Consider the following 424-nt stretch of genomic DNA (forward strand, 5'->3'; position numbering starts at 1 on the left):
CCACGCAGGTGTAGCTTTCAGGATACAAATTAAGCGTTGGTAGGTTTGATGGTACGAAGGAAGGGTTGCTAATGACTAAGTCTACTTCTCCGGTTAATAAGGCATTGGTGATCTGATCGATCTCAAGTTTCCTGACTGATAGCTTTACACCTGGCGCCTCTAGGCGAATTATTCTTAATAGCTGAGGCAATATCACTTTCTGTTCAAGGTCCGTTGAACTCAAAGTGAAAGTTCGTGTAACAGTTTTAGGCTCGAAAGTTTCAGGTTCTAATAACGCTTCAATTGACTCAATAATGTGTTCCACTTTTAACTGGAGTGATTCTGCAAATGGCGTGGGGATCACGCCGTTACTGGTTCGCACAAATAAGCGATCATCTAGCGTATCGCGTAACTTACGGAGTTGATCACTCACGGCTTGTTGCGT

1 protein-coding gene is annotated in these 424 nt (G+C 43.6%); it reads right to left on the minus strand.

Annotated features, from left to right (window positions below):
• A partial coding sequence (locus A3738_RS09855; protein WP_231876606.1) for a LysR substrate-binding domain-containing protein occupies window positions 1-412 on the minus strand: 412 nt, incomplete at its 3' end.
• Window positions 413-424 lie beyond the last annotated feature (12 nt).

This window comes from Oleiphilus sp. HI0066 (assembly GCF_001635725.1).